At 35.5% G+C, this 18,644-nt stretch carries 22 protein-coding genes; 7 read left to right on the top strand and 15 right to left on the bottom strand.

The window, feature by feature from the left end; genetic code table 11:
- The first annotated feature begins 212 nt into the window (after positions 1 to 212).
- Positions 213 to 1,181, top strand: coding sequence for a tryptophan--tRNA ligase (trpS, locus tag ACMA47_RS15505; RefSeq protein ID WP_413930478.1), 969 nt, complete (start codon positions 213 to 215; stop codon positions 1,179 to 1,181).
- Between the two features lie 62 nt (positions 1,182 to 1,243).
- On the opposite strand, the gene ACMA47_RS15500 is transcribed toward trpS, so the two are convergent.
- Positions 1,244 to 2,530: a sensor histidine kinase gene (locus ACMA47_RS15500; protein ID WP_413930477.1), complete on the bottom strand. Its 1,287-nt coding sequence runs from the start codon at positions 2,528 to 2,530 to the stop codon at positions 1,244 to 1,246.
- A complete protein-coding gene (locus ACMA47_RS15495) occupies positions 2,530 to 3,201 on the bottom strand; it encodes a response regulator transcription factor (protein ID WP_062675977.1) in 672 nt (223 codons plus the stop codon). Before ACMA47_RS15495 ends, ACMA47_RS15500 begins: the two co-directional genes overlap by 1 nt.
- A 48-nt stretch (positions 3,202 to 3,249) precedes the next feature.
- On the opposite strand from ACMA47_RS15495, the gene ACMA47_RS15490 reads away from it, so the two are divergent.
- Positions 3,250 to 3,378 (top strand): hypothetical protein, encoded by a 129-nt coding sequence (locus ACMA47_RS15490; protein WP_413930476.1) that lies wholly within the window; start codon positions 3,250 to 3,252, stop codon positions 3,376 to 3,378.
- On the opposite strand, the gene ACMA47_RS15485 is transcribed toward ACMA47_RS15490, so the two are convergent.
- From ACMA47_RS15485 to ACMA47_RS15450, 8 genes are all read right to left on the bottom strand, one after another.
- Positions 3,365 to 3,571: a PepSY-like domain-containing protein gene (locus tag ACMA47_RS15485; RefSeq protein ID WP_413930475.1), complete on the bottom strand. Its 207-nt coding sequence runs from the start codon at positions 3,569 to 3,571 to the stop codon at positions 3,365 to 3,367. The genes ACMA47_RS15490 and ACMA47_RS15485 overlap by 14 nt on opposite strands.
- Positions 3,572 to 3,606: 35 nt before the next feature.
- Entirely contained in the window at positions 3,607 to 4,056 is a 450-nt protein-coding gene (locus ACMA47_RS15480; protein ID WP_413930474.1) for a PepSY-like domain-containing protein, read from the bottom strand.
- Positions 4,057 to 4,270: 214 nt separating this feature from the next.
- Entirely contained in the window at positions 4,271 to 4,966 is a 696-nt protein-coding gene (locus tag ACMA47_RS15475; RefSeq protein WP_413930473.1) for a YjjG family noncanonical pyrimidine nucleotidase, read from the bottom strand.
- A 20-nt stretch (positions 4,967 to 4,986) separates the two neighbouring features.
- Positions 4,987 to 5,121 carry a hypothetical protein gene (locus ACMA47_RS15470; protein WP_262510398.1) on the bottom strand — a complete coding sequence of 45 codons (135 nt, stop codon included), beginning with the start codon at positions 5,119 to 5,121 and terminating at the stop codon, positions 4,987 to 4,989.
- A gap of 47 nt (positions 5,122 to 5,168) precedes the next feature.
- Positions 5,169 to 5,759 (bottom strand): RNA polymerase sigma factor, encoded by a 591-nt coding sequence (locus ACMA47_RS15465; protein WP_034692511.1) that lies wholly within the window; start codon positions 5,757 to 5,759, stop codon positions 5,169 to 5,171.
- A gap of 195 nt (positions 5,760 to 5,954) precedes the next feature.
- The gene (locus ACMA47_RS15460; protein ID WP_413930472.1) at positions 5,955 to 6,446 is read right to left on the bottom strand and encodes a hypothetical protein; all 492 of its coding nucleotides are present in this window, start codon (positions 6,444 to 6,446) and stop codon (positions 5,955 to 5,957) included.
- An 84-nt stretch (positions 6,447 to 6,530) separates the two neighbouring features.
- The gene (gene metK / locus ACMA47_RS15455; protein ID WP_413930471.1) at positions 6,531 to 7,811 is read right to left on the bottom strand and encodes a methionine adenosyltransferase; all 1,281 of its coding nucleotides are present in this window, start codon (positions 7,809 to 7,811) and stop codon (positions 6,531 to 6,533) included.
- A gap of 238 nt (positions 7,812 to 8,049) precedes the next feature.
- Entirely contained in the window at positions 8,050 to 9,000 is a 951-nt protein-coding gene (locus ACMA47_RS15450) for a LysR substrate-binding domain-containing protein (protein WP_034692517.1), read from the bottom strand.
- Between the two features lie 134 nt (positions 9,001 to 9,134).
- Here ACMA47_RS15450 and ACMA47_RS15445 point away from each other — a divergent pair, with 134 nt between their 5' ends.
- The 5 genes from ACMA47_RS15445 to ACMA47_RS15425 all read left to right on the top strand — a co-directional run bounded on the left by ACMA47_RS15445 (position 9,135) and on the right by ACMA47_RS15425 (position 13,402).
- Positions 9,135 to 10,622 (top strand): catalase, encoded by a 1,488-nt coding sequence (locus ACMA47_RS15445; RefSeq protein ID WP_413930470.1) that lies wholly within the window; start codon positions 9,135 to 9,137, stop codon positions 10,620 to 10,622.
- Positions 10,623 to 10,727: 105 nt separating this feature from the next.
- Positions 10,728 to 11,495 (top strand): enoyl-CoA hydratase/isomerase family protein, encoded by a 768-nt coding sequence (locus ACMA47_RS15440; RefSeq protein ID WP_413930469.1) that lies wholly within the window; start codon positions 10,728 to 10,730, stop codon positions 11,493 to 11,495.
- A 54-nt stretch (positions 11,496 to 11,549) separates the two neighbouring features.
- On the top strand, positions 11,550 to 11,972 hold the full coding sequence (locus ACMA47_RS15435) for a deoxycytidylate deaminase (protein WP_007844123.1): 423 nt from the start codon (positions 11,550 to 11,552) through the stop codon (positions 11,970 to 11,972).
- 6 nt (positions 11,973 to 11,978) lie between these two features.
- Positions 11,979 to 12,893 carry a site-specific tyrosine recombinase XerD gene (gene xerD / locus ACMA47_RS15430; RefSeq protein WP_034692523.1) on the top strand — a complete coding sequence of 305 codons (915 nt, stop codon included), beginning with the start codon at positions 11,979 to 11,981 and terminating at the stop codon, positions 12,891 to 12,893.
- On the top strand, positions 12,890 to 13,402 hold the full coding sequence (locus ACMA47_RS15425) for an NUDIX hydrolase (RefSeq protein WP_413930468.1): 513 nt from the start codon (positions 12,890 to 12,892) through the stop codon (positions 13,400 to 13,402). Before xerD ends, ACMA47_RS15425 begins: the two co-directional genes overlap by 4 nt.
- A gap of 104 nt (positions 13,403 to 13,506) precedes the next feature.
- On the opposite strand, the gene ACMA47_RS15420 is transcribed toward ACMA47_RS15425, so the two are convergent.
- From ACMA47_RS15420 to ACMA47_RS15400, 5 genes are all read right to left on the bottom strand, one after another.
- Positions 13,507 to 13,965 (bottom strand): heme-binding domain-containing protein, encoded by a 459-nt coding sequence (locus ACMA47_RS15420; RefSeq protein ID WP_253317500.1) that lies wholly within the window; start codon positions 13,963 to 13,965, stop codon positions 13,507 to 13,509.
- A 4-nt stretch (positions 13,966 to 13,969) separates the two neighbouring features.
- Positions 13,970 to 15,751 (bottom strand): Ig-like domain-containing protein, encoded by a 1,782-nt coding sequence (locus ACMA47_RS15415; RefSeq protein ID WP_413930467.1) that lies wholly within the window; start codon positions 15,749 to 15,751, stop codon positions 13,970 to 13,972.
- A gap of 25 nt (positions 15,752 to 15,776) precedes the next feature.
- Positions 15,777 to 17,039, bottom strand: a complete 1,263-nt coding sequence (locus tag ACMA47_RS15410; RefSeq protein WP_413930466.1) for a serine hydrolase domain-containing protein — start codon at positions 17,037 to 17,039, stop codon at positions 15,777 to 15,779.
- 181 nt (positions 17,040 to 17,220) lie between these two features.
- Positions 17,221 to 17,577, bottom strand: coding sequence for a hypothetical protein (locus ACMA47_RS15405; RefSeq protein ID WP_413930465.1), 357 nt, complete (start codon positions 17,575 to 17,577; stop codon positions 17,221 to 17,223).
- A gap of 92 nt (positions 17,578 to 17,669) precedes the next feature.
- Positions 17,670 to 18,599, bottom strand: a complete 930-nt coding sequence (locus ACMA47_RS15400) for a 2-hydroxyacid dehydrogenase (RefSeq protein ID WP_413930464.1) — start codon at positions 18,597 to 18,599, stop codon at positions 17,670 to 17,672.
- Positions 18,600 to 18,644 lie beyond the last annotated feature (45 nt).

Here is an 18,644-nt window from a genome sequence, read left to right as displayed (position 1 = left end):
TAGATTGATTATTTTGGATTGATAAGTTTTGGCTAAAGCCAATGGATGGATGGTGAATTTTAAGCTGGCTGGGCTGAAGCCCACCCCTATTGAATTTTAATAACAACATCTTTTATCTTTTATCTTTTATCTTTTATCTTTTATCTTTCGTTATTCCCGACAAACCTCGTAAATTTGCTATTCATTAATTTTTAAATATAAATTTTAAACAAATGTCAAGAATTCTTACCGGCATACAAGCCACCGGAACGCCCCATCTTGGAAACTTATTGGGAGCTATTATTCCTGCTATCGAACTATCCAAGCAGGAAGGAAATGAATCATTTTTATTTATTGCGAATCTTCACACGCTTACACAGATTAAGGATGCGCAGACTTTAAGACAAAATACCTACGAGATTGCTGCGGCTTGGCTTGCTTGTGGATTAGATACTGAAAAAACATATTTCTACAGACAAAGTGATATCGCTGAAACCTGTGAACTTTCTTGGCATTTATCATGTTTTTTCCCTTATCAAAGATTAACACTGGCCCATTCATTTAAGGATAAAGCAGACAGACTACAGGATGTGAATGCTGGTTTGTTTACTTACCCTATTCTGATGGCTGCAGATATTTTACTGTATGATGCGGAAATCGTTCCTGTAGGAAAAGATCAGCTTCAGCACCTCGAATTTGCAAGAGATGTAGCCTCAAGGTTCAATAACCAGATGGGTGAAATTCTTGTTCTTCCACAATCTGAACTTCAGGAAGACACTAAATATGTTCCTGGAACGGACGGTCAGAAAATGTCTAAATCAAGAGGAAATATCATCAATATTTTCTTACCTGAAAAGGAATTGAAAAAACAGGTGATGAGCATTGAATCAGATTCGAAATCTTTAGAAGAGCCTAAGGATCCTGAAACAGATAAAACATTCCAGATCTATCAGCTTATTGCTACGCCTGAACAGACTGAAGAATTAAGAGCAAAATATCTTGCCGGAAACTTCGGATACGGACATGCTAAAAAAGAATTGTTGGATCTTATCCTGGTACGTTTTGAGAAAGAAAGAGAAACGTTCGCTTATTACATGAATAATCTTGATGAACTTGAAGCAAAACTTCAGCAAGGAGCGGAGAAAACCAGACCTATTGCACTGGAAACGCTGAAAAGAGTAAGAGCAAGCTTAGGATTCTAATGCTGAATTTTAAACATAAAAAAGCCTTTCGTTTGAAAGGCTTTTTCTTTTGATATAAATTATTATCGAGCATTATTCTTTGTCAGGATAAAGTAATGCATCTGATCACCATATTCATAATGAATATCCCAGCCTGGATATTGTTTGATAATGGTCTTAATAATAGACAATCCCAGTCCGGTGGACGTATGATCTGAACCTTGTTTGTAAAAGCGGTTAAAGATCCTTGACTGATCTAAAGACACAGGATTTCCGCTGTTTTGAAATGCGATTCTGTTATTTTCAATGATAATATTCAGAGTTCCTTCTTCATTGTTATATTTTACTGCATTTTTAAGAAGATTAGACAACAGAATATCCGCCAGATCCTGATTGAAATCCGCAATAAACCTTCCTTTCTCAATGATACTGACTTCTACTTTTTTAAAGGCAATAAAATCTTCATAATTCTGAACTAATTGAGCGATCATCGCGTTAAAATCAACATCTGAAGTTTTATTAAACTGACTGTTTTCAATCTTGGAAAGCATTAATAAAGATTTGTTTAAACCTACCATTCTTCTCAGGTCATTCTTCACTTCAGTAAGAAAAGTCAGATTTTTTTTATCCAAGTCATCATTCTGAATCATCAGATCAATTTTATTAATCACGATAGCCAAAGGAGTTTGAAGCTCGTGGGAAGCGTTTTCAATAAACTGTTTCTGCTGATAGAAAACCAATTCATTACGTTCAATCATTTCATTGATTTCCACATTCAATTCTTCAAATTCAGTGATCTTATAGTTCTGCTTTTCCTGAGAAAAAGGAATTCCAAACTGATATTTTTTAAGTTTATCCAAAATCAGATAGAACGGCCTCATGGCTTTATTAAGCAGATATCCGTTAACAGCTACGATACTTATCACCAAAAGGATATAAAGCACAATTAAGGCTGTTGTAAGGTCGTATATCAATTCATCTTCTTCTACCGTAGATGTTCTGATGACAAGCCGCTGATGACCTTTGAACTGATCAATAAAGTCGGCTTCCAAAACTCTGTAAGGCTGATCTTTGTCATCATACTCCATATAGTACATCTTATTGTACAGCCTGCTTTTGTTTTGATAATCTCCAGCTTTGATCGGATTGATTTTAAATTCATTGAATCCAAATTCATTATTCTTCAAAAGCTGAGGATTAAGATACACCGCTTTAATAATCTGTATTTTTCTATCTCTCAAACCATCATCCACATTATCATGCACTTCATCCAGGATATAGGCATAAAAAAGACCTGCCCACACTGCTATAATCAGCAGCAGGATCATGATCAGATATTTTATCGTATAATATTTTAATGAAGTCTTCATCAGATGAATTTATATCCTATTCCGTATACAGCCTGAAAATCAGCTTCTGCATTGAGGGTTTTCAGTTTTTTACGAAGGTTTTTGATCTGGGAATAAATAAAATCCAGACTGTCTGCCTGATCGATATAATCTCCCCAAATGGCTTCAGCCAATGTTGTTTTTTGTAAGGTCTTCTCCGGATGGATCACAAAATAATACAGAAGATCATATTCCTTGCGGTTAAGAACAAGCTCTTCATCACCTACTTTCACCGTTCTGTTCTCCGGATCAATACTGATATTTTTGTATCGGATGATATTTTCACCATCCTGATTTTTTCTTCTGATGACAGACTTGATTCTCGCCATCAGCTCTGCAAGGTGAAAAGGTTTTGCCAGATAATCATCTGCTCCTATTTCCAGTCCGGCCACCTTATCGTCCACAGAGTCTTTGGCAGAAAGAATGATCACAGGATCTTTCTTGTGCATTTTTTTGATCTCTTTCAAAAGATCTATTCCGTTTCCGTCAGGCAGCATAATATCGAGCAAAATACAGTCGTATTCGTAAGAAATAATTTTCTCCAGCCCGCCGCTGTAATTTTCCGCATATTCTACAATGAAATGCTCTGCTTCCAGAAACTTCTGTACGGTATCTTTCAGTTCGGGTTCGTCTTCTACTATTAAAATCTTCATATTTCTGGATCTGTATATTCTGCTACTTCATTAATGTATATCAAATATATGAAATTAAAAGTGGGAAGAATTGAAGAGGGAAGCTGGAAGTTATTTGAACTCCATCAATCTTTGAAGTCCTCTATCACTTCCCTCTTCCAGCCACCAACTTCCATCCTTACCATTAATTCGATTTAACATAGCGCCCGTCTGTGTCAAAAACAAGGCATAAGCCATTCATCAGATTGATTTTATAGGCATTATATTTTTTCTCAATAGAATCAATCACGCTACCGGGATGGTGCTTTGTCATAAAAGACACAATACTTTTTCTAATCTTAGCAGAAGAAACCTTTCTTCCATCGCTGTTTATTAAATTCCAGTTGACCATAGTATTAATATTTAGTGTTTGTATTCGGCTAAGTGTTAATCATCGATTCTTTTAAAATTCCCATTCCTGTCGAATTCAAGCTCCAATCCATTGGAAAGTTCTGCTTTATAAGACCATCTTTTCTTTTCAATCTTAATAATATAAGTGTTAGGAAAGTTTTTCGTGCTGTAATTTCTGATTGAAGCAGGAATAAAACCATAAGGGATTTTCTGATGTTTTCCATCCACCTCTTTCCAGTTTCCATTGCTGTCGAATTCCATTTTCATTCCATTCGTCAGATATACTTTGTACTCATCTACTCCATAGATTTCTCTGTCTTCTATTGCCGAGGTCACAGGTATTCCTTTAAAATGAGCAGCCAGAAAGTTTTTAGCTGTTTTCGGTAACTGATTCGCATTGATTGCTCTGTCCTGTGCGGAAACAAAGCCTCCGATCAATAAAAATAAGACCATTAATACTCCTGTGATTTTCTTTACATTTTTCATACTATTACATTTTTCTGTTATTATTATGGAGCAAAGTTCCAAATCAATTTGGGAAAGAATTGGGAAAAATGATTTTGGTGGAGAATCTTTAATTTAACCACAGATTGACACAGATGATCTCAGATGTTTGTATTGATTTCTGCAGGGTATTGAAAACAGAAAAGCCACTAAGGTCGTCTTAGTGGCTTTTTATCAGATTTTATAGTCTAATATTTTATAAATATTCTTTAATCTGCTGAAGATGGGTAATGGCTTTTAAACCTTCTTTCTGTTTGTCTTCTTTATAGACATCAAAGAAGATCGCATCCATTCCGAAATCCGTAGCACCCATGGCATCTGCAATCCAATCGTCCCCAATCAGGATACTTTCTTCTTTTCTGGCTTCAGAAAGTCCTAATGAATATTCAAAAATCCTTGGATTGGGTTTTCTTACTCCTACTGCGTCTGCGCTGGTAATTGTTTTAAAATAAGGGGCAATTCCGGACAGGGTACATTTCCTTTCCGTTACTTCCTGAAAACCATTGGAAATAATGTGTAGTGTATAATTTTTAGCTTTCAGATATTCTAAAACATCTTCAGCGCCTTCTACCAATTCGTTATGACTCACAATATTATCAAGGAAGTTTTCTTCAAAATAAAGAGCAAGCTCTTTATTATCTACTCCAAAATGTTTAAATGAATCATAAAAACGGTGTTCTCTCAAGTACTCTTTGCCAATAATTCCATCTCTGATCTTTTCCCACAACTCTTCGTTGATATCGTGATATACAGAATGAAACTCTTCAAAATCAATATGGTATTTTGAAGTAATTTCCTGTTTTTCAAAAAGATCTTTGATGGTAAGATAGGCATTTCTGCGATGATCCCAGAGTGTATTATCCAGGTCAAAAAAAACGTGCTGCATTTTCATACAGCACAAAGTTAATAATTTTAATTTTTTGTAATAGGATAATTTTTGCTCTTGCTTTTCACAATCTCAAGGCTTTTAGAAAAATTCAGCAAAAAATCAATTGTTTGTTTCTTAGGTTTCAAAGTTTTCACTTTTAAAGAATCATTTTTTTTCATAGGCGAAGTATGTTTTCTTTAAAACGTGAATTTTTCGGAAATATTATCTATCTTGTTAATATTATATTATTTTCATCCATGATTTTTCTCAGGTTGATCAGCGCATATCTTACTCTTCCTAAAGTAGTATTAATGCTCATCTCTGTATGGTCTGCAATTTCTTTGAAACTCAAACCATCAAAAAACCTCAGTTTGATTACCTCCTGTTGATTTTGTGGTAAAAACTGTAACATTCTCAGAAGATCCTCCTGAATCTGGTTGGTCACTAGTTGATCCTCAATATTTTCCGAAGGCTCTCTGATCAAATCAAAGATAGAATATTCATCGGTCTCAAAAGTAGTTTCCGAAACTTTGATATTCTTGGCTTTTGACCTGAAATGATCGATGATTAAATTGTGGGAAATTCTTTTCGCCCAAAGAATAAATTTGCCTTCTTCGTTATAGCGTCCTTCTTTCAGCATTACAATAATCTTCATGAATGTATCCTGAAAGATATCGTTGGCTAAATCTTCATCATTAATTTTGTAAAAAATGAATGTAAAAAGTTCTCTCTGATGACGGTGAATGAGGGTTGATAATGCGCTCTCATCACCTTTCTGGTAAAGGGAAATTAGTAAACTATCCGATTTTGATTTCATAACTCTTCTCAATATAAATATTTGCAGACAGGCATTCTACCAGATATTTCTTCTGGCCTTTGCTGTATAAACAAAACAGTTCTAGAGTAGAGTCTCTTCTATAGGCGGTAGTACAATTATTATGATGTAAATATAATAATTTTTTAATAACTGTTAACCTATTATTAAATTTTATAGAGAAAAATCTAAAAAAAATCATTTAAACATGTCATGAATAAAGACTGTAGGGATATTTAATGTAAAATTAACATTCAGCCCTTTCATCTCTTTACCGTTCAGTCGGGTATCTCCGATAGGAAAAGCATAGCCTCCTGTAAGATCAAGCATCCCAAATAGGGTAACTCCAATCTTAGGGGCAATGTATTTATTGGTTCCTTCCACTCCTGCTAAAAAGTAATAAGAGTGATAGAAGTCTACATTTTTTTCAAAATTAAGAAGGACATCAGCCTGTAGTTTCGGCATAATAGCAAATTTAGAATCCACAGATCCCATCATTGCAGATCCTCCCAATCTGTAAATCACATCATCATTTTTAAGAAAAAGTAATTTACCTCCTACTTCACCAAAACTTTGATTCTGGTAAGTATACCCTACACTGATCATTTTATGCATGGTATATTGAGCTTTTACTAATGTACTTAGCAAAAACAGGGACAGGGCAGCAACTACAGTTCGAAAATTCATCATCTTTCTATATTATTAAGGTGTAAAATTAAAAAAAACTGCCTTATCCAAAGATAAAGCAGTTCATTATTATTCTTTAAAGAGAAATTAAATTCCAAAAGCGGTTTTAATCTCCTCTACTTTGTCAAGTTTTTCCCATGTAAAGAACTCAAGATCTTTTAAAGTAATCTCATTCTTATGTCCTTTATTGAATGTTTTATCAGCTACATAATGCTCTTTACCCATGTGTCCGTAAGAAGCTGTTTCCTGATAAATAGGGTTTCTTAATTTTAAGTTCTGCTCAATAGCATAAGGTCTTAAATCAAAAATAGCAGAAACTTTTTTCGCAATATCCCCATCATGAAGATCCACTTTTGCAGTTCCATACGTGTTGATGTACAAACCACAAGGTTCAGCTACTCCAATCGCATAAGAAACCTGTACTAAAACTTCATCCGCTACGCCTGCAGCCACTAAGTTTTTAGCAATATGTCTTGTTGCATAAGCTGCACTTCTGTCTACTTTAGAAGGATCTTTTCCAGAGAAAGCACCACCACCGTGAGCTCCTTTACCACCGTAGGTATCAACGATGATTTTTCTCCCTGTAAGGCCTGTATCTCCGTGAGGTCCTCCGATTACGAATTTCCCAGTAGGATTGATGTGATATTTGATCTGATCGTTGAATAAAGCTTTAATTTCTTCAGTCTGTTGTGCAACAACTCTTGGAACCAGAATATTTTTGATATCCTCACGGATTTTGTTCAACATCTCTTCTTCACTTCCGAAGTCATCATGCTGAGTAGAAACTACGATAGAATCTATTCTGATTGGTTTATGATCATCAGAATACTCAATCGTTACCTGGCTTTTTGCATCAGGACGAAGATAAGTGATTTCCTTATTTTCTCTTCTGATAGCAGAAAGTTCTTTCAGGATTGTGTGGGCAAGATCCAATGCAAGAGGCATATAGTTTGCCGTTTCATTGGTAGCATACCCGAACATCATTCCCTGATCTCCTGCTCCCTGTGCATTTGCTTTAGCTTCGAAAGACTCATCATTTACAGCTCTGTCAACTCCCTGGTTGATATCAGGTGACTGCTCATGGATAGCAGAAATAACTCCGCAAGAGTCTCCGTTGAACATATATTCACCTTTCGTATACCCGATTCCGTTGATTACTTCTCTGGCAATGGTCTGTACATCAAGGTAAGCATCTGATTTTACTTCTCCTGCCAACACCACCTGTCCGGTAGTTACAAGAGTTTCACATGCTACTTTTGAATCTTTATCATAGGCTAAGAAATGGTCGATTAATGCATCGGAAATCTGATCGGCAATTTTATCCGGATGTCCTTCTGAAACTGATTCAGATGTAAATAAATAAGACATATAATTCTTTTGTTTTTAAAGATTTAAAAAATGGTTTTGAAGAAAAATATGAAATACAATTGCCCAGAAAAAAGAATACTGTTTTAGCATTTTTTTATAGAGGTTGCAATCAGGTCAAATTTTTCCTCGTAATAAACGTCAGCAAATTTAAGTACTATTTTCGTAATACTCAAAAATTTTGTTTATTAATTATACTTTTATTTAAATTGATGATTTCTATCACTTTAAAGCATTTCCATTACTGAGGCTTAATGCTTACAAATTCTTTCGGACTTTCGTGGTAATTCAACTTAAGTTCTAAAGAAGTTTTGATAGAATGTGACAATTCATCAATAATTTTTTGCTTAAAGGTTGGTTTATAATAAATAATACTGATTTCTCGATAAGGGAAAGGTTTTTTGAATCTGAAAACGTTTTTCTTCTGCTCCTCTGAAAGCTGGCTCAGTGCCAGTTCCGGCAGAATACTGATTCCTCCTACTTTATCCACCATGTGTACCAAAGTCTGGATATTGGAAGCTAAGAAATCTAAATTTTTAGGCTTCAGGGTATTTTCTTTCAGGTGACAGATATTTTCAAACTGATTTCTCAGACAGTTTCCCTCTTCAAGCAGCCATACTTTCTCTACATTCAGATCTTCCGGAATGATATAAGAATTCTTTTTGTTAGCTTCGGTATTAGAGCTGTAAATCATCAACTCCTCGTTGAACAGGAAATCCTGATAAAACTCGTCAGCGGTATCGTAAGGAGTGGAAATAATTCCCGCATCCAGTTCTCCTGCTTTCAGAGCTTTAATAATATTATCTGTTGTCATTTCTTTTACATTCATCTGAATCTTCGGATTTTCCTCCAGGAATTTGAAAATCTCTGTAGGCAGAATGAAAGAAGACACTGTAGGAATGATTCCCAGATTGATAGTCCCTCCTAGAATATTATTCAAAAGATTGGCTTTGTTTTTCAGCTCATTGACAGACTCGATAATTACCTTTGCCTGATCAATAATCTGAAGACCTACATCCGTAGTACGAATCGGGTGGGTAGTTCTGTCAAACACCTTTACATCCAGTTCATCCTCAAATTTCTGTATCATGGCACTTAACGTAGGTTGGGTAATAAAACACGCCTGAGCGGCCTTACCAAAATGTTTATACTTATCAACAGCGATAAGATACTCCAGTTGCTGAATGTTCATTTGATTAATATTATCTATTACAAAGATATAACGTTTTTGCTATTAGCAATTAAAAATTCAAGTAAATTTGATATTCATTACCTTTACACTTGGATTTAGAAAAACAAAAAACATTTATACAAATCATTAATGATATGGATTCTAAAAAATTAACGTTAAGTAACGGCGCACCTTATTTTGAACATCAGGATTCACAGACGGTAGGACCAAGAGGCCCGGTATTGTTGCAGGACTTTATTCTCCAGGAAAACCTTGCACATTTCGTTAGGGAAAGAATTCCTGAAAGGATTGTGCATGCCAAAGGAAGCGGAGCTTACGGAACTTTCACCGTAACGCATGACATCAGCCAGTACACGAAAGCAAAACTGTTTTCAAAAGTAGGAAACTCATGCAGAATGTTTGCAAGATTTTCTACCGTGGGAGGTGAAAAAGGAAGTGCAGATACAGCAAGAGACCCAAGAGGATTTGCATTAAAATTTTATACTGAAGATGGGAACTGGGATCTGGTAGGAAATAATACTCCTGTATTCTTTATTAAGGATGCAAAAAAATTCCCGGATTTTATTCATACTCAGAAAAGAGTACCAAAAACCAACTTAAAAAGCGCCACCATGATGTGGGATTTCTGGAGTTTAAACCCGGAATCACTTCATCAGGTTCTTATCTTAATGTCAGACAGAGGAACGCCTCACGGCTACAGACATATGCACGGTTTCGGATCTCATACTTTCTCTATGATTAATGATCAGAACGAAAGAGTATGGGTGAAATTCCATTTTAAAACAAAACAAGGCGTAAAAAACTTCACGGAGGAAGAAGCCGTAAAAATGGCAGGAGAAAACCCGGACTTTGCACAGGAAGATCTTTGCAACGCTATTGAAAACGGAGATTTCCCGAAATGGACTTTATTTATACAGGTAATGACTGAGGAGCAGGCAAAAGATTTCAGATGGAATCCTTTTGATGTAACCAAAGTATGGTTCCATGATGATTTCCCTTTGATTGAAGTAGGAGAAATGGAACTGAACGAAGTACCTGTCAATTATTTCGCTCATGTAGAGCAGTCTACTTTTTCACCAAGTAACTTAATTAACGGAATCAGTTTCTCACCGGACAAAATGCTTCAGGGAAGATTATTCTCATATCCTGACGCTCACCGTTACAGAGTAGGTGTCAACGCTCATCAGCTGGAAGTGAACAGATGCCCATTTGAAGTCAACAACTACCAAAGAGATGGTTATATGGCAGATTCAAGCCAGTATCAGGACAAACCTAATTACCACCCGAACAGTTTTGATGACATCAAAGCAGATTCATCTTATAAAAACTATGAATATGAGTTAGACAGTGCTCATGTTGCCAGCTACAACAGAAATGACAACGACAGTGATCACTATACCCAACCGGGACTTTTGTATTCAAAAGCAATGAATGCTGAAGACAGAGATCATTTGATTAAAAATATCGTAGGCAGTATGAATGGCATTACCGGGCCGAAGAAAGATGAGATTATCAACAGACAACTATGTCACTTTTTCCGTGCTAACATTGAGCTTGGCATGAAAGTGGCTTCTCAACTAAACGTCAATATTGATGCAAATATGATGAATCATTCCAAATAATCATATTGAATGATAAATTAAAAAAAAGGAAAAAAAAATAATATTTTTTCCTTTTTTTTGTAAAAAATTCATAATTTGCAAAGGATGATATTTTAAAGTGGAAAAATGAGTTACGAGAACATATTATTAAAAAAAGAAGATAAATTATCTATCATTACCATAAACAGACCTGAGAGTTTAAATGCTTTAAATGCCAAAACAATTCAGGAAATCAGTACCGCACTGGATGAGCTTAATGCTGACACTTCATGTAGAGTAATTATCCTTACCGGAAGTGGAGAAAAATCTTTTGTAGCGGGAGCTGACATCAAGGAATTCAGTGACTTCGGACAGGAAAGAGCTGAAGAACTTGCAAGAAACGGACAAAATACATTGTTCAACAAAATTGAAAATATGTCTAAACCTGTCATTGCAGCCGTAAACGGTTTTGCATTAGGAGGAGGTTTGGAGCTTGCCATGGCATGCCACATCAGATACGCATCGGAAAACGCCAGATTAGGGCTTCCTGAGGTAACTCTTGGATTAATTCCAGGATATGGAGGAACTCAGAGGCTTCCAAAGCTTGTAGGAAAAGGTATTGCCAATGAAATGATCTTCTCAGCCAAAATGATCCCTGCTCAAAAAGCAAAAGAGATCGGATTGGTGAATGAAGTATACCCTATTGAAGAATTATTAACCAAAACGAAAGAATTAGCAAACACGATTGCCTACAATTCACCAATGGCAATATCAAAGGCTATAAATGCCGTGAATTTATCGGATACGGAGAAAGGTTTTGAAACTGAAATCAAATATTTCGGAGAACTTTTTGAAATGGAAGATAAGAAAGAAGGAGTTACTGCGTTTCTAGAGAAGAGAAAGCCTAACTTCTAAATCTTTCTAAAAGATTTTAATCCAAATTATTTCGAAAAAAAACAATGCTGCGGTATGAATAAGTTTGATAAAGCTTATCTAAAAATGGCTCAGGAATGGGCAAAACTCTCCTACTGTAAGAGAAAACAGGTGGGAGCTCTTATCGTAAAAGATAGGATGATTATTTCAGATGGTTACAACGGGACTCCTTCGGGATTCGAAAACTGCTGTGAAGATGAAGATGGAAAAACACACTGGTACGTATTGCATGCGGAAGCCAACGCTATATTAAAGCTGGCTGCCTCTACCCAATCTGCAAAAGGAGCAACGTTATATTTAACGCTGTCTCCATGTAAAGAATGCAGCAAGCTGATTCTGCAGGCAGGGATTACGAGACTGGTGTACATTAATGAGTATTCGGATGACGATGGAATATCGTTCCTGAGGAACCATAACATTGAAATAGAACAAATATCGGACTGTGAACTAAAAAAATAAGCACAAATGACTTGGGATGAAAAGATCAAAGATTTTGAAATATTTCTTCGTTTCGAAAGAAATTTTTCAGAAAACACGCTCGACGCTTACGTTCGGGACATTAAGAAATTAAAAGATTACGCAGAAGAGGATCTGGAAAACGTCGGTCCAGACTCCATCGGTTACGAAAACCTGCAGGAATACATTTTCAATCTTTCCAAACAGAAATTCAGTGAGAGATCACAAGCAAGATGGATATCTTCCATCAAAGCTTTCTTTAAATTTCTGCTGGAGGATGAATATCGTGAAGACAATCCTGCGGCGTTACTTGAAGGCCCTAAACTGGGATTATATCTACCTGATACTTTAAGCCTGCCTGATATCAACAAAATTATTGCTGCTATTGAGGTCAATACAGATCTTGGAAAAAGAAACCACTGCATCATAGAGGTACTATATGGATGCGGACTTCGTGTTTCTGAACTGATCGATCTGAAGATCTCCAATATCAACTTCAAAGAGCAATACATTAAGGTACACGGAAAAGGAAACAAAACCCGTTTTGTCCCTTTAGCTGATTATACCGCAGATTTGCTTGAAAGTTATATCAAAGAGGTACGTTCTAAAGGAAAAGTCAATAAGAAATATGAAGATACTCTGTTTTTAAACAGCCGTGGGACTTCTATGTCCAGAGTAATCGTATTTCTTATTATTAAAGAACTTACAGATAAAGCAGGGGTTAACAAAAAAATATCACCACACACATTCAGACATTCATTTGCGACCCATTTATTACAGAATGGAGCAGATTTGCGTTATATTCAGGAAATGCTGGGACACTCCAGTATTACAACAACTGAAATCTATACGCACCTGAAAACGGAAGAATTAAGGGATGTTATTTTGAGTTATCACCCGAGAAATATTAATATTGCTCAATGAAACTATTGAAATATTGTCCAAGCTGTGGCAAAGAGTCCTTACACTGGGATGGTGAAAAGAAATGGAGCTGTCCGGAATGTGGTTTTACTTTGTATAATAATGTGGCAGGTGCTGTAGCGGTTGTCATCAGATGTGGAGACGAAATTTATCTTACCAGAAGAAACAGAGATCCTAAAAAAGGGAAACTCGATCTTGCAGGAGGATTTGTCGACCCTAAAGAAAGTGCAGAGGAAACCTGTAAAAGAGAACTTTTTGAAGAACTTCAGCTTGATATCGATATTTCTAACCTGAAATACCTCACCAGTCTTCCGAACATCTATCAATACAAGGAAATTGATTATAATACGATCGATCTCTTTTATGAATACAATGTTTCAGAAAAGTTTGAGGTAAATCTTGAGCTCTCTGAGATTTCGGAAGCCGTCTGGATTCCTTTACAGGATCTGGATCTTGAAGATCTTGCTTTCGATTCTCAGAAGAGATTTTTTGAGAGCTATTTAAAGAAATAATTTTTGTAAATATTCTCCCGCAGATTTTGCAAGTTAAGCAGATTGTATAACACAATCATCTGCTGGATTTGCGAAATCTGCGGGAGTTTTTTTATGGTAGAAAATTAATAAGTTTTAGTCTTCAGCATTTCTTCAAAATACTGAATCAGTAATGCTCTTTCTGCTTCTGAAAGATTAGCCTCTTTATGGTACACAATATAGCCAGGCATCGGCATTGTTTTATTCTGAATGGTCTGAATAGATTTAGTAAGCATGTTCTCCTTTAAATCCTTATTATAAGTTTGCCAGGCAGAAAAATTAAGATGTTCCCTACCTTCATTCACATGGCTTTTTACAGACCAGGAAACGGGCGCAATAAAAGCATATTTCGGGTAGACTGTTTCATTGGAATGACAGTCGTAACAGGCATTTTTAAGCAATGTTCTGATCTTTTCCGGTGATTTCCTTGCATCAACAAAGTTTACCTTCGTATCCACAGGCTGATTGGTTCTGTCGATAGGAAAGAACTGAATCAGGGCAAATGCCACCAATGTCCAGAATATTATTTTCTTAGCAATCTTCATCAGCTTACTTTACTGGCGTTAAAACAGCATTTTGAGATTTTAATTCTTTTTTAGCTTCCTGTTTCACTTCAGTCGGAGCAGGTGGTGTTTCCACAGCAGGAGTTGCTACAGCGGGTGTAGCTCCTTTAGGATTATCAAGTGTTTTGGTATCCTTCAGATCCCACTCTTCTCTTGTTTCCCATAGACCTCTAATGATCACTTTTTTATAGAAAATATAAGCATCTTCAGCAAAAACATCATTCGCAAAATCTGCCTCATCCCAATATTTATTCCCGTTATTATCCACCAGAATTCTCACAACATATTCTCCAGGTTTCAGGATATCAAATTTCACTTTATCTCCTTTTATATACCTCTGATAGGCTATTTTGTCTGAAGAATCCAGCAGCTGAATCCAATAATTTGTCGTAGGTGCATTAGAAATGGAGAATTCAACACTTCCAAACTGGTCTATCTTGTCAACATCAAAATCGAAACGCTTAGACTGAGTATTTTTTGCATAGAATGAGGATACGGTTTCCTTAGGAACAGTAAGCTCATAACTTTTTCCCATCACAAAATCTGACTGTACCTGAATCTGATAAGGATTTGTTTCTGAAATTTTAGCAGTAAACGGTAACGTTGTTAAACTGTCTCCTTTTACTCTCAATGTCCATTTTGAAGGATCAATTTTATCAACTATATAATTGGAAGATATCTTAAAATCTGACTTTGGAGCTAATGATTCACCTCCATTATCACTGTTGAGATCCATGACATTCTTTTTATTGTATCTGTAAAATAAAGATACACTGTAGGCACTGTCTTTTTTCGGACCTTTATTATGGGTAAATATCAGTTTTTCGTTGGCGTCCTGCCCTACATTATCTTTTGCTGCATCAAACCAGATTCTTACAGAGTCTGATTTCGGAGTATGGGTTATTTTTACATCTTTCAGTTTCTCATTCAGAGACTGAACTTTTACTTCATCAGGGTTTCCTTCAAAAGTCATCAGAACACCTCCTGAGATTTCTTTCATTTCTACATACTTTACAGCCTTTTTAGAAGGATATACTTTTAAGTTTAATCCTGAAATAGATTTCTCAAAATTGATCGGATCTTTCTGGAATCCTACTTTTTCTTTTCCCGGATCATACATAGAATTTCCGTTCTCATCTTCAAAAGCAATAATTTTATATTTTCCAGGAGTCAGATAGTTTAACTCGTAATATCCGTCTTCATCTACCTTTGTGATATAGTAAGGCTTTTTCTTGTAATCCATTGTATCTTTTACCTGATACAATCCTACTACAAGTTTATTTTCAGCTGTTGTAGTTCCTGTTTTCTTTTTAGTATCCAGGGCATCTTTTATTTCACCACTGATATAAAGGTCATCCAATTTATCGCCTGTAGAAAAAGCAAAATTGAAATATCTCAGTATATTGGATTCGTTATTATCAACAATTGAATTCCCAAAATTGAAGTTGTAGGTTGTATTAGCCTGAAGAGTATCTGACCATTGAATCAGAACAAATTTGTTGGCAATATTGGACGGAAGAATCCTCGTTATCCCTTTGATAGGAGGTGAAATAATCAGGTTTTTATTGATATCCTTCAATGTCACATATTCATCAAAGTCCAGACGGAGCTGGTGAATATCTCTTTTGACATTAATTCTTGTTGTATCAATGTTTGAACTTAAAAACTTCGGTGCCAGAGTATCCTTAGGCCCTCCAACAGGAGATCCTACTCTTGCACATGAATGTACAAGAAAACAGATAACGAATAATAAAAGAAACCTTTTCATGAAAATGTTTAGGCAAAAGTAAACATTATTCTCCAAAAACTTCCTGTCCGGAATTCAAAGTATCTTTATTGTCATGCATCACTGTATGAAGCTTCTCTTTCTGTAGAGGGAAATCTTCAAATAATCCGGATAATGCAAGAGCTGTATATACTTTGTTTGAATATTTGTTTCCAATAGCTACGATGGTAACCTTAGATTTTAAAAGATGGGCAAATACAGAGTTGGTTCCATGCCACCATCCGTTATGATAAGTAAGCTTCTCACCGTTATCAAATATTTTCATTCTGAAACCTAATCCATAATTATTCATTCCTGCTTTTTCATTGCTGTAAGGAGTGAATACCATCTGCATCAGTTCAGGCTTCAGGAAATTTTTCGAAAACATGGCTTTTGAGAAATTGTACAGATCTCTTGGCGTAGTGTACACATTTTTATCTCCATAAATCAGATCAAGTCTGTCTAAAGGATACAGCTTATTTCCTCCATAATAAAAAGACTGTGCTGCTGTTGGAATATCTTTTTCCTGAAAGATATACGTATTATTCATTTTCAATGGTGTGAAAACCATTTCTTTCATCGCCTGTGGAAAAGGAGTTTTGGTCACTTTTTCAATTAATAAAGCCAATAAAGCAAAGTTCGTATTGCAATACATGAATCCTGTATCTGTATCTCTCGCCAGATCAGGTTTGTATTTGATGATCATGTTCAATACATCTTCATTCGTAATAAATGGTTTGGAAAGTTCTGCCGGAGCTGGCTGTATCTTGGTAATAAAATATTCATATTTCGGAAGACCACTTCTTTGATCCAATAAAGTCTGAACGGTAACATTAGGATAGGGAAATCCTGGGAAAAACTGAGTAAGGTGATCTGTAAATTTTATTTTGCCTGCCTCTATCAACTTCATCATGGCCATTGCCGTTAAAGTTTTCGAAACTGAAGCAACGTGCAAAGGTGTATTTTTATCGATTGGCATCTGGTTTCCTTCTCTTCCGAAACCTCTGTAATTTTCATACAGGATTTCATCACCTTTGGCAACAAGAATCCCACCGCTAAGGTCTCCTCCTTCCCATATCTTTTTGTAATACTGATCGATATAACTTACAGTAGTCTGTCTGTTCAGAAGTTGTCCGTCCCCTTTTGTAAAAACATCACCCAGATCTACATTTCCATAGTTGGGCAGATTGGTTGTATTTTCAGCCGAAGCTTCTTTGGCTTCAGACTTTTTTTTACAGGAAAATATCGATAATAAAACAGTTAGGATAAGTACAAAATTACGCGTCTTCATGAGATTCAAAAATGAGCGGCAATTTAATAAAACTCAAAATAAATAATAAATATGAGATGGATATTATGAATTATTTAACATAAATGAATAGAGAATTAAAAATGTGAAAAGGCAAAATCGGGAAAGTGAAGAAATAAAAAGAAGAGAAAGTTAAATTGACTTCCTGAGAATCTAAAGCTTATCAAATAGGAGGACCTGCTTGCCCTATTATTCTTCCGCCAAATGTAATAAGACTATACAGATTTAAAATTGCAATATTCAAATCATCCTGGTTACAATAATAATTATCAATGGTCCCATATGCTGAATACTCTGAAATATTAAATCCTTCTTCAATGTCATTATAATAAATTACTCTTCTGCCTATTAATCCTACTACCCAAAACCCTCCTCCTTCTTGTCCATACTCTTCTTCGTACCATTTTTCAGGGTATATTCTGAGTAAATCCCAGAAGTTTAAAAGATGTCCATTTAAATCTTTTTCTGTCGAGTAAATTTTTTCAAAAATTTCTTCAATGGATATTGGTGTCCAGATCATGATTATATAAAAGTTATTAATCCGAAATTAATAAAAAAAGACGAATTCACTTTTTGTAAACTCGTCTTTTTATCTTTTATATATTGCTTAGCTTAACAATGTGAAGCTACTATTTTATCTACAATAAACTGGGCCAGTTTTTCTTTGCTCTGATGCGTCCAGCCGGCAATATGAGGCGTGACAATCGCTTTTTCTGATTCCAGAAGATATTTTAAATCTTCATTTTCTGATTCAATGCTCTCGAAAGAAGACTTTTCATATTCCAATACATCAAGACAAGTACCTTTTACTTTTCCTGATTTCAACCCTTCTACTAAACTTTTAGTTTCAACATTCTTTCCTCTTGCCGTATTCACGAAATAGAAATCATTTTTCATTTCTGCAATGAATGTTTGATCAATAAGATAATGGGTTTCTGAAGTTAAAGGAATATGTAAACTTACAACCTCTGCAGATTGTTTTAATTCTTCTAATGAAACCTGTGTGGCATATTCATCAGAAAGATCAGGAAGAATATCATGGAAAATCACCTTACATCCGAATCCTGAAAGTCTTTTCGCAGTAGCTTTTCCCATATTTCCATATCCGATAAGCCCTACAGTTTTTCCTAATAGCTCATCTCCTCTGTTTTCTTCACGTTTCCAGATCCCGTTTTTCACTTCCTGAGAAGCAATAAAAAGTCTGTTCATGATCACCAATAGCATTCCCACTACATGCTCCGCCACAGAATCTCTGTTTCCCTCCGGAGAATTGATTAGCTGAATTCCCAGTTTTTCAGCAACAGGAATATCAATATTTTCCATTCCGGCTCCTACTCTTGCGATGAATTTCAGGTTCTTTCCTTTTTCCAGAAAGTTTTTGTCTAGTGGAATACGGCTTCTGATAATAATTCCGTCGTAATTCTCAATTTTATCACAAACCTCATCATAAGACGATGTAAAATCCTCTTCTAAAATAAAATTCTGAGCCAAAAGCTGTTCAGTAATAAGAGGATGGTTTTTATCTAAAAGAAGTATTTTCATAGTTTAAACACAAATGACACTAATTTATTTCACAAATAGCACAAA

Source organism: Chryseobacterium sp. T20 (genome assembly GCF_047345655.1).
In the GTDB taxonomy this organism is placed as follows: domain Bacteria; phylum Bacteroidota; class Bacteroidia; order Flavobacteriales; family Weeksellaceae; genus Chryseobacterium.
This window is presented reverse-complemented; position numbering and strand designations above follow the sequence as displayed.